Source organism: Oceanisphaera arctica (assembly GCF_002936955.1).
GTDB lineage: Bacteria > Pseudomonadota > Gammaproteobacteria > Enterobacterales > Aeromonadaceae > Oceanimonas > Oceanimonas arctica.
Window position 1 is genome coordinate 65136 of record NZ_MPZM01000015.1, and the last position, 11415, is coordinate 76550.

Annotated in this window: 9 protein-coding genes; 1 reads left to right on the plus strand and 8 read right to left on the minus strand. The window is 61.2% G+C overall.

What is annotated here, in order from left to right; all coding sequences use genetic code 11:
• Positions 1-202: 202 nt before the first annotated feature.
• Entirely contained in the window at positions 203-1150 is a 948-nt protein-coding gene (locus UN63_RS08955; protein ID WP_104486425.1) for an electron transfer flavoprotein subunit alpha/FixB family protein, read from the minus strand.
• On the minus strand, positions 1150-1899 hold the full coding sequence (locus UN63_RS08960; RefSeq protein WP_104486426.1) for an electron transfer flavoprotein subunit beta/FixA family protein: 750 nt from the start codon (positions 1897-1899) through the stop codon (positions 1150-1152). Before UN63_RS08960 ends, UN63_RS08955 begins: the two co-directional genes overlap by 1 nt.
• 132 nt (positions 1900-2031) lie before the next feature.
• Here UN63_RS08960 and UN63_RS08965 point away from each other — a divergent pair, with 132 nt between their 5' ends.
• Positions 2032-3678, plus strand: a complete 1647-nt coding sequence (locus tag UN63_RS08965; protein ID WP_104486435.1) for an electron transfer flavoprotein-ubiquinone oxidoreductase — start codon at positions 2032-2034, stop codon at positions 3676-3678.
• An 89-nt stretch (positions 3679-3767) separates the two neighbouring features.
• Here the strand turns inward: UN63_RS08965 and UN63_RS08970 are convergent, their stop codons facing one another.
• The 6 genes from UN63_RS08970 to UN63_RS09000 all read right to left on the minus strand — a co-directional run.
• Positions 3768-4529, minus strand: a complete 762-nt coding sequence (locus tag UN63_RS08970) for an SDR family NAD(P)-dependent oxidoreductase (RefSeq protein ID WP_104486427.1) — start codon at positions 4527-4529, stop codon at positions 3768-3770.
• 449 nt (positions 4530-4978) lie between these two features.
• Positions 4979-5872: a 3-hydroxyisobutyrate dehydrogenase gene (gene mmsB / locus UN63_RS08975; protein ID WP_104486428.1), complete on the minus strand. Its 894-nt coding sequence runs from the start codon at positions 5870-5872 to the stop codon at positions 4979-4981.
• Positions 5873-5885: 13 nt separating this feature from the next.
• The gene (locus tag UN63_RS08980; protein WP_104486429.1) at positions 5886-7013 is read right to left on the minus strand and encodes an enoyl-CoA hydratase/isomerase family protein; all 1128 of its coding nucleotides are present in this window, start codon (positions 7011-7013) and stop codon (positions 5886-5888) included.
• A 233-nt stretch (positions 7014-7246) separates the two neighbouring features.
• Complete coding sequence (locus UN63_RS08990; RefSeq protein WP_104486431.1) at positions 7247-8401, minus strand: acyl-CoA dehydrogenase family protein; 1155 nt, start codon at positions 8399-8401, stop codon at positions 7247-7249.
• 546 nt (positions 8402-8947) lie between these two features.
• Entirely contained in the window at positions 8948-10441 is a 1494-nt protein-coding gene (locus tag UN63_RS08995; protein WP_104486432.1) for a CoA-acylating methylmalonate-semialdehyde dehydrogenase, read from the minus strand.
• Positions 10442-10491: 50 nt separating this feature from the next.
• A partial coding sequence (locus UN63_RS09000) for an acetyl-CoA C-acyltransferase (RefSeq protein ID WP_104486436.1) occupies positions 10492-11415 on the minus strand: 924 nt, incomplete at its 5' end.

Consider the following 11415-nt stretch of genomic DNA (forward strand, 5'->3'; position numbering starts at 1 on the left):
GCAAGATGGCCGATAACGACAATGAAACAATGTACGGGTACCGGCGGTAGGGTGATTATTTTTTGCCATATTTCCCCTTGTTCTCATGTAAGAGTCCATTCGAACCGGCTGCCGGCGGCAGACTGAGCACCACTATAGCGGCTTTAGTTGTTTTATTACAACAAAGTGTGGCTTGAATCCGGACATTCGGTTGCACAACTCACTACAGCTTATCCAACTCCTTACCCAACTCCTTGTCCAACTCTGGCAGCACATCGAACAGATCGGCCACCAGCCCATAATCGGCCACCTCGAAGATGGGGGCCTCGCCATCCTTGTTGATGGCGACGATGATTTTCGAATCTTTCATCCCTGCCAGATGCTGGATGGCGCCTGACAGGCCCACGGCAATGTAAAGCTCGGGCGCCACTATCTTGCCGGTTTGCCCTACCTGCATGTCGTTGGCGGCAAAGCCCGCATCCACCGCCGCCCGGGTGGCGCCCACCGCCGCGTTCAGCTTGTCGGCCACTTGTTCCAGCAAGGCAAAATTCTCTTTCGAGCCCATACCCCGACCGCCGGAGATCACCACCCGCGCCGCGGTCAGCTCGGGCCGCTCGCTGGTCGCCAGCTCCTCACCGACAAAGCAACTGCCACTGGGACCGGCCACCGGCGCCAGCACTTCAAGTTCCGCCTGTCCATCACCGGGGGGCATGGCCTCAAAGGCGGTGGCACGCACGGTCAGCACCTTGATGGGGTCCAGCGATTGCACCGTGGCGATAGCGTTGCCCGCATAGATGGGCCGGCGGAAGGTGTCGGCGGCTTCGATGCCAATCACATCCGACACCATGCCTACATCCAGCAGCGCCGCCACCCGGGGCAACAGATTCTTGCCTTGAGTAGTAGCCGCCGCCAGCACATGACTGTAATCACCGGCCAGCGACACCACTAGGGCGGCGCAGGGCTCGGCCAGCTGATGCTCATGACTCGCATCATCCGCCAGCAATACCTTTCGGATGCCAAGGCCACGAGCGGCCTCGGCTACCACGCGACAGTCATGCCCCATGATCAGGAGATCGATCTCACCACCCAGCCCGGTGGCGGCGGTCAGGGAGTGCAGTGTGGCGGGCTTTATTTCGCCGTTATCGTGTTCCGCTATCACCAGAGTCGCCATCAGATCACCTTTGCGTCGTTTTTCAGTTTATCCACCAGCTCGGTCACATCGGCCAGCCGGATGCCCGCCTTGCGCACCGGAGGTGCCGTCACCTTCAGCAGTCGGCTATGCGCCCGGCATTCCACGCCAAGATCGTCAAGCGTGAGGGTTTCCAGTGGCTTCTGTTTGGCCTTCATTATATTGGGCAGGGAGGCATAGCGCGGCTCGTTCAGTCGCAGATCCGTGGTGACCACCGCCGGCAGCGTAAGCGCCAGGGTCTGCAGGCCGCCATCCACTTCCCGTGTCACCCGCAGCTCGTCGCCATCCCGTTCGATGCGAGAGGCGAAGGTACCCTGAGGCCAACCGGTAAGCGCTGCCAGCATCTGACCGACCTGATTGTTGTCGGTGTCGATGGACTGTTTGCCGAGCAACACCAGCCCGGGCTGTTCCCGATCTACCAACTTTGCCAGCAGCTTGGCTACCGTCAGCGGCTCTACAAGGCCCTCGACCGGCACCAGCAAGGCCCGGTCTGCGCCCAGCGCCAGCGCCATGCGCAATTGCTCCTGCGCCGTCTGCGGCCCAATGGACACTGCTACGATTTCCGATACCCAGCCCGCTTCCTTCATGCGCACCGCCTCTTCCAGCGCGATCTCGCAGAAGGGGTTTGCCGCCATCTTCACATTGTTCAGATCCACGTTGCTCTCATCATTCAGTACCCTGACCCTGACGTGGTAATCGATAACTCGCTTGATCGTGACCAGCACCTTCATCCTTGCCTCCGGACGCTTTCGGATCTGCCTTAATACTACTCCATGACCTCGGATCCTGCCGTTTTCACCTTTGTTAAATATCGCAACCAATACAATACTTTAGCCATACCCCAACGACAGCGAGATCGGATGATGCAACGGGAATCGATGGAGTTTGATGTGGTGATAGTGGGGGCCGGCCCCGCCGGACTGGCCTCGGCCTGCCGGCTGATGCAGCAGGCCGCAGACGCCGGGCTGACGCTCAGCGTCTGCGTGGTGGAAAAAGGCGCCGAGGTGGGAGCGCATATTCTGTCCGGCGCCCTGCTCGACATTCGCGCCCTGGCCGAGCTGTTTCCCGACTGGCAAGCCAGGGGCGCGCCAGTTCACACCGCCGTCGGCGACGACCGTGTCTATATGCTGACAGGACAGACCGGAGGCATAGAGTTGCCCCCCGCCCTGGTGCCCTCACCCATGCACAACCAGGGCAATTACATCATCAGCCTGGGTAACCTGTGCCGCTGGCTGGCGGAACAGGCCGAGCAACTGGGGGTAGCGATATTCCCGGGCTTTGCCGCCCAGGCACCGCTTTACGACGATCAGGGCTCGGTATGCGGCATTATCACCGGCGACATGGGGCTGGCGGCAGATGGTACCCCCAAGCTCAATCATGTGCCGGGCATGGAGCTGCGCGCCCGATACACCCTCTTTGCCGAGGGCAGCCGCGGCCATATCGGCAAGGAGTTGATCAGCCGCTTCAAGCTCGACCAGGCCCGGGATCCCCAGCACTATGCACTCGGTATCAAGGAGTTATGGCAGCTGGCGCCAGAACGCCACAAGCCCGGCCTGGTGATACACGGCAGTGGCTGGCCATTGAAAGAAGCTCAGGGTGGTTTTTTCATGTATCACGGGGATGACAACCAGGTATCGGTGGGTCTGATCGTGGATCTCGACTACACCAACCCCTGGCTCAGCCCCTTCGAGGAATGCCAGCGGCTCAAGCAGCATCCGCTGCTGTCCCGCCACCTTTATGGCGGCAAACGGCTGGCCTTCGGCGCCCGCGCAATTACCAAGGGAGGCCTGAACTCGCTGCCGCGCATGACCATGCCAGGTGCCCTGCTGCTGGGCTGCGATGCGGGCACCCTGGATGGTGCCAGGATCAAGGGCATTCATACCGCCATGAAATCCGGCATCCTGGCCGCCGACACCCTGGTGCGGACCCTGGCCGCTGGTATTCCAGGCGCTCGCACCCTCACCGATTTTGACGCGACCTTCAAAGACAGCTGGCTCTACAAGGAGCTGAAGCAAAGCCGAAACTTCATTCCCGCATTGCATAAATTCGGACCCTGGCTGGGCGGCGCCTTCAACTATCTGAACCACAACTTGCTGGGGGGAAAGCTGCCCTTTACCCTGCACAACCGCATTCCCGATCACGCAACTCTGACGCCTGCCGCCCGGTGCCGGAAAATAGACTACCCCAGGCCCGACGGCCAGTTGTCGTTCGACCGGCTATCGTCGGTATATCTGGCCAATACCGGTCACGACGAGGATCAGCCCTGTCATCTGGTGCTGACCGATCCCGCCCTGCCGCTGCGTGATAGCCTGCCACGCTACCAGGAGCCCGCCCAGCGTTATTGCCCGGCCGGGGTCTACGAGATCGTCACCACGGATGGTGAGCCCAGGTTTCAGATCAACGCCGCCAACTGTGTGCACTGCAAAGCCTGCGACATCAAGGATCCGGCGCAGAATATCCGCTGGACACCACCGGAAGGCGGCAGCGGCCCCAACTACCCCAATATGTAACAAACGAGCATAAAAAATCCCCGAAGCGGTGATTCCCATCATCTGGAGGAATCACCGCTTCGGGGAGGTGGCAGCGCTTGTTATCAATCCTACAGCCGCAAGCCGCCGTCCATTTCCAGCACCCTGCCATGAAAATAATCGTTGTCGATGATGTACTGCAGGCTATGTACCAGCTCGTCTGTCTCGGCCAGTCGGCCCAAGGGAATATTACGGGTGATTCGCGCCATCGCCTCCGGCTTCATCTGGGCGGTCATGGGGGTGTCGATCACCCCGGGGGCGATACCCGTCACCCGGATGCCATAGCGACTCAGCTCGCCGGCCCAGCACACCACCAGCGCGGCCACCCCGGCCTTGGTGGCCGCATAGTTACTCTGGCCCCGATTCCCGGCCCGGGCCACCGAAGAAATATTGACGATAAGGCCACCCTCTCCCCGCTCGACCATGATCGCCGCCGCCTCCCGACCGCAGAGAAAGGTGCCGGTGAGATTGACATCCACCACCTGCTGCCACTGTTGCAGGCTCATCCTGCTGACGATCTTGCCCTCTTCCAGTTTGACCAGCAGGGCATCTCGCATCAGGCCCGCGTTGTTGACCAACACATCCAGCCCGCCCAGCTCTCGCGCCAGATGACCGAAGGTGTCCGTCACCTGGGTTTCATCGGTGATATCACACAAATACACACCCACCCGGGAGCCGGTGGCCGCCACCATTTCTCCGCTTTTGGCCAGCGCCGGCTCGTCATTGTCGATCAGCGCCAGCGTCGCGCCTCTGCGGGCCAGATGATGAGCCATCGCCTGCCCCAGTCCCCGGCCCGCACCGGTAATCGCCACCACCTTGCCTTTGATATCCATCGTTTACCTCCGTTTACAACAGGAGCCAGTTGATAACTTTACTTGCCTGTCACTCTTGCAGTATCGGCCAAGGGTCTGATCCGCCAACTCGCCGTGGGCTAAAGCCATCTTCGAGGAAGCATAGTCGCCCGATGGCACCTCCGACAGACGGCTCCGGGTTATCAAAGAGGCTGCGGGGATTTCCTCAGCCGACCATCAAATGCCAGGGCCGAAAAATGCTCCTGCCATTTCGGCATTCCCGCCGTCCCTGGCGGTCAGATGGCATTTGCTGAGCGTCACAGGGGGCGATCTTGTCTCGCCGTGACGAACTGTTTCAGCCTGACCGAACATCCAGTGAATGTTCGCAGCAGGTTGAAACAGTAAGTGTCATTTCACCGAAGCGTGTCGGAGGAGGTAACCCTGCGGCCTCTTTATGCGCAATAACAAATTGGCTATCCAGCAAAAAGGCGTTATTCCCCTTGCCGGAATAACCTCAGCAGGCTGGAAAAATCCAGTTCATCAAAGCCCGCCACCTGATGCAGGTTGAACAGCGCCTTTGCGGCAGATCCCATGGGGACCGGCGAGCCGCTGTCCCGGCTAAGATCCATGGCGATATTCAGATCCTTGCACATCAGTTTGACCTGAAAGCCGCCCTGATAACCACGGGATGCTGGCACCTTCTCCATCACGCCCGGCACCGGGTTATATACCTGCAGCACCCAGTTGTTACCCGAGCTCTGCTTGATGATCTCCGACAGCACCTTGGGATCCAGGCCGTTGTTGATGCCCATGTTGAGCGCCTCGCAGGTTCCCGCCATCTGCACCGCCAGAAGCATGTTATTGCAGGCCTTGGCTATCTGCCCCGCGCCGTGCTCTCCTGCATGCAGTATCTTCTGCCCCATCTGGCCCAGTATGGGCTCGGCCCGGGCAAATTGCGCCGCCGTGCCACCGACGATAAAGGTAAGAGTACCGGCTTCGGCACCTGCTACCCCGCCGGACACGGGGGCGTCGACAAATTCCAAACCATGGGTCATGGCCTGAGCGGCCGTGGCCCTGGCGGTAGCCGCATCTATGGTAGAACAGTCGATCACCAGGGTACCCGCCGCCAGATGCCTGAACAGGGGATCCGGACCGCTCACATAGAGTGAGTCCACCTGGGCGCCGCTTTGCAGCATGGAGATCACCACCTCCGCCTGCTGCACCACCTCGGCAGCAGACTCGGCCGCTTCGGCCCCGTGCTTGGCAGCACGCAGAACAGCCTCGGGCTGCAAGTCGAATACCCGCACCCGGAGCCCCGCCTTGAGCAGGTTCACCACCATGGGGCCGCCCATGTTGCCCAGGCCGATAAATGCGATGCTTGTCATGTGTTCACCTCCGTTACAGATCGGATAGCGGGTTGACCGGCCAGGGCGATTCGAACAACGCCGCCAGCAGCGCCTCGTCCACCTCATCCAGACTGCCGAAAGTCCAGTCGGGTCGGTTATCCTTGTCGATCAATCGGGCCCGCACGCCTTCGGCAAATTCCGGAAACCGGCACAGCTGCACCGACAGCGCCAGCTCTCGGCGAAACACCTCGGCCAGCGAACAATGCCGGCTGCGGCGCAACTGTTCGGCAATCACCGCTATGGCCAGCGGACTGCCCGCCGCCAGACTTTGCCGGGTCTTGTGATACCAGGGGTCTTCGCACTCGGCGCCGAGTATCGCCGCCACCTTGTCCGCCAGGCTGTCTTTATCCAGCAGGCTGCGGATCTGCGGCTGATGCGACCTCAGGGGGGACGGCAAGTCGGAAAAGGCCTCCACCGAGTCTACCTCAAGCTGGCGCAGCACGGCATTCACCGCCGCCTCGGGCTTGCTCCACTCCGTCACCGCCAACAGCGCCGGCAGGAGCTCGCCCCGCTTGTTGACGGCGATGGCCCTGTTACCAAGCCCCAGCCAATGGGCGTCGTTCCCGTTGATGGCGCACCCGGTCAGGGCGATAAATTCCCCCAGCCCCGGCGGAAAATGATTGATAAACCAGCTGCCGCCCACATCCGGATACAGCGCTATGGTCACCTCCGGCATTGCCAGCCGACTGGTTTCGGTGACGATACGCTGCGAGCTACCGCTGAACAGCCCCAGGCCGCCGCCCATGACGATGCCGCCCCCCCAGCACAGCACCGGCTTGCCGAAGGTATGCAGCAGGTAATCGAGCCGATATTCCTGCTCGAAGAAGCGCGCCGCCAATTCAGGTATGGCCGTCAGCCCCCGCTCATCGGCAGGCCCGGTTTCACGTATGGCGTGATACAGACTTACCACATCGCCGCCGGCGCAGAAGGCCCTGTCACCGGCACCATCGAGCAGCACCGCCACCAGCTGCGGCTCCTGCTGCCAGGCCCTCAGGGTCGGCAGCATCTGTTCGATCATCTCCAGAGTCAAAGCATTGAGACTGCGCTCGGCATTCAGCCGGATATGACCGATGCGTTTACCATCTTCAGTCGGGTATTCTTCGATGATCAGGCCGCTCATACATTCTCCTTATTCCGCTTTCTCAGAAGCAATCCCTGTTGCCTCTTGAACGACTCGGAGCTGTCTGTTGAAGGTGCCATCCGGAGACTCTTCTGTCCCGAAGAGGACAAAGGGATCTGCTCTGCCGACCTTCCGTTTCAGGGACGAAACGGAGAGCGTACATGGAAGTATCCACAGCGTGTCGGAGGAGCAGGCCCTTTGTCCGACTGGCGTCCCCTTTTCCACAACCGTCATCACAACTCCCCGCTCCCTTCCGCCAGCACCCGGCGGGCGATCAACAACTTCATGATCTCGTTGGTGCCCTCCAGAATACGATGTACCCGGGTATCGCGCAGATAACGCTCCAGCGGATACTCCCGGATATAACCGTAGCCACCATACAACTGCAGTGCCTGATCGCACACCCTAAACCCCACGTCGGTGGCAAACCGCTTGGCCATGGCGCAATAAGTGGTGGCATCCGCATGCCCCCCGTCCAGCCTGCAGGCGGCCAACCGTACCAGCTGGCGGGCCGCCACCAGCTCGGTCGCCATATCGGCCAGCGTAAACTGCAAAGCCTGAAACTCGGCCAGTTTTCGGCCGAACTGGCTACGCTCCTGCAGGTACTGCCGCGCCTTGTTCAAGGCCTGCTGGGCCGTGCCCAGCGAGCAGCTGGCAATGTTGATACGCCCGCCATCCAGCCCCTTCATCGCTATCTTGAAGCCCTCACCTTCCCGCCCCAGCAGCTGCCCCGCCGGTACTTTGACCCCCTCGAAGGTGACGGTGCGGGTCGGCTGACTGTTCCAGCCCATCTTGTCTTCGGGTCGGCCATAGGTGATGCCGGGGCTGTCGGCATCCAGCGCGAAAGAGGAAATACCGCCTGCCCCCTCGCCGCCGGTACGGGCCATCACCACCAGCACCTGGGTGCTGCCGGCGCCGGAAATAAACATCTTGCTGCCGTTGAGCTCGTAATGATCCCCTACCCGGCGGGCACTGGTTTTCAGGGCTACGGCATCGGAGCCGGCATTGGCTTCGGTCAAACAGTAGGAGCCCAGCAGCTGCCCGCTGACCAATCCTTCGCCCCAGCGGGCCCAGCAGTCCTGTGCTCCGAAGCTCGCTATCATCCAGGTAACCATGTTGTGAATGGTGAGGAAGGCGGTGGTAGAGGTGCAGCCCATGGACAGGCGTTCGAAGATCAGGCTGGCGTCGAGCCTGCTCAGACCCAGACCACCGGCCGACTCGGGGGTGTAAAGGCCGCAAAAGCCGAGCCCTCCGGCCTTGTACAGCACCTCGACCGGAAAATAATGGTCACGGTCCCAGTCGGCCGCATGGGGCTCCAGTTCGTTACGGGCAAAGTCACCGGCCAGCTCGACGAAGGCGCGCTGTTCGTCACTCAGTTCAAAGTCCATAAGATCTCCCTTTGGGCTTGGCTTCAAGCCTGATAACAAGCCACCGACAGTCCGGGCAAAGCGACGCATCAGCAGGGTTGCTTCCTTCGACACGCTTCGAGCACATCCCTGTGTCGCTCGGCACATGCCATCCCTGGCATGTGACGGTCGAATACAGCAATCCCTGCTGTTGCGTCGCCCTACGCCCGCAGTGCCTGTTGAAGGCTGTCTGGGAACTCGATGGCAAACAAGGAGGGCAAGGGGTGTCTGCTTCGCCGCACCCTCTGTGCCCTGGCCGAAAATTGCTCCTGCATTTTCGGCATTCCCACCATCCCTGGCGGTCAGATGCGCCCGGAGCCCCCATGGGGCGAGCTTGCTCGCCAAAACGAGGCATTTCGACCCGACCGAATATTCGGTGAATATTCGCAGCGGGTTGAAATGGCGAGTGGCATACCCTCACGGCGTGTCGGCGAAGCAGTGCCCCTTGGCCGACGAACTTGCACACTCCAACAATCGGCTGAAGCTTGCGACTCCATATAAAAACCAATAACTCTAACTTGTAGGTTTTCATTTAAGGTGAATCGACATATTGGGGTCGGCCACGGCCTCGTCATCAAACCAGCGGGCTGTGATGGTCTTGGTTTCGGTGTAGAAACGCACCGCCTGCTTGCCGTAGGCGTGCAGGTCGCCGTAGAAGGAATTGCGCCAGCCGGTGAAAGAGAAAAACGGCAGCGGCACCGGTATGGGTACGTTGATGCCGACCTGTCCGACCTGGATTTCGTGCTGATATTTGCGCGCCGCCGCCCCCGAGGCGGTGAATATCGAGGTGCCATTGCCATAGGGATTGGCGTTCACCAGGGCAATGGCTTCATCCAGGTTGTCTACCATTATCACCAATAGCACGGGGCCGAAGATCTCTTCCTTGTAAATAGTCATGTCGGTGGTCACGCCGCCGAACAGAGTCGGTCCCAGCCAGTTGCCGTCCGGGTAGCCACTCACCCGGACATGGCTGCCGTCGAGCAGGCAGTCGGCCCCCTCGCGCTTGCCCTCGGCGATCAACTGCAATACCCGTGTTTTGGCCGCCGGGCTGATCAAGGGGCCATATCCGGCGTCGGGGTCATTCCAGATACCGGGCCGCACCTTGGCCATCGCCGCCTGCAGCTCGGGGAGCAACTCCCTGGCCTCGCCCACCAGCACCGCCACCGAAATGGCCATGCAGCGCTGACCAGCGGCACCGACCGAGGCGCCGACCAGGTTGTTGATTGCCTGCTGCCGGTTGGCATCGGGCAGTACCACCATGTGGTTCTTGGCACCGGCGAAGGCCTGTACCCGCTTCAGATGGTCGGTGCCGGTGCGGTAGATATGCTGTCCCGCCGCCACCGAGCCGACGAAGGAAATGGCGCGCACCTGCGGGTGCACCAGCAGCAAATCGACCACCTCCTTGCCCCCGTGTATCACCTGCAGCAGGCCGTCGGGTGCCCCTGCGGCCATAAACAGCTCCGCCAGCCGCATCGGCACCAGAGGGTCCTGTTCCGAGGGCTTGAGCACGAAGGTGTTGCCGCAGGCGATGGCGAGCGGAAACATCCACAACGGTATCATCGCCGGAAAGTTGAATGGTGTGATGCCCACGCAGACGCCCAGAGGTTGGGTAAAGCTGTAACAGTCGACCCCGCGGGCCACGTTTTCCTGGGTTTCCCCCATGCTGAGCGAAGCGATATTGGCGGCCTGCTCCACCACCTCGATGCCACGCCACACATCGCCTTTGGCATCCTCGAGCGTCTTGCCGGTATCCCGGCTGAGCAGGCAAGCGATTTCGTCGTGGTGCTCTTTCAGCAACGCCTGATAACGCAGCATCAGCCGGGCTCGCTCCGGCACCGGCGTCTCTTTCCACTCCACAAAGGCGGCACTGGCCGCCACCACCGCCGCCTCTACTTCCGCCTCGGTAGCGCAGGGCAGACGGGCAATCACCTTCTGGGTGGCCGGATTGTTCACCTCCAGCCACTGTTCGGTGCGGCTGGGCACCATTTTGCCGCCAATCAGCAGCGGAACCTGATACGCCATGGCTTTACTCCCTCTAGGTTTCATCCGTTACCAGTTAAATCAGCCTCAGGTTAAAGCAGCTCCAGTGCCACCGCCGTGGCTTCGCCGCCACCGATGCACAGTGCCGCTACCCCTCTTTTCAACCCCCGCCGACGCAAGGCATGCAGCAGGGTCACCACAATGCGGGCACCGCTGGCACCGATGGGGTGGCCCAGGGCGCAGGCGCCACCGTTGACATTCACCTTGGCGGCATCGAGCTTGAGCTCGTTGATCGCCAGCAGAGTCACTACCGCGAAGGCTTCATTGATTTCATAAAGGTCCACCTCGCCCACCTGCCAGCCCACTTTCTCGAGCACTTTTCGAATGGCACCAATCGGTGCCAGAGTGAACTCGGCAGGCAACCGGGCATGGGTGGAGTGGGTCAGCACCCGGGCCAGGGGGGGGAGTCCCAGCGTCCGGGCGTGCTCGGCGGTGGTCACCACCAGGGCGGCGGCGCCATCGGAGATGGAGCTGGAATTGGCGGCCGTGACGGTACCGTCTTTGGCGAAGGCCGGATTAAGCCGGCGGATTTTTTCCGGTCTGGCCTTGCCCGGCTGTTCGTCGGTCTCGACCGCCACTGCACCATGGCGACTTACCACCTGCACGGGGATGATTTCCTCGGCAAAATCCCCCTCGGTAATGGCCCTTTGCGCCCGGCTTAGCGATTCGAGCGCGAAGTCGTCCATCGCCTCCCGACTGACGCCGTACTTGTCCGCCGTCTGCTGGGCGAACGAGCCCATCAGACCGCCTTCATAGGCGTCTTCGAGTCCGTCGAAAAACATGTGGTCTAGCAACTGGGCATGTCCCATGCGCAAGCCCGCCCGCACCTTCGGCAACAGGTAGGGCGCCAGGCTCATGCTCTCCATGCCACCGGCGATCATCAGTTCGGCGCTGCCCGCCCTGAGCTGGTCGTGGGCCAGCATCAGTGCCTTCATACCCGAGCCACACATCTTGTT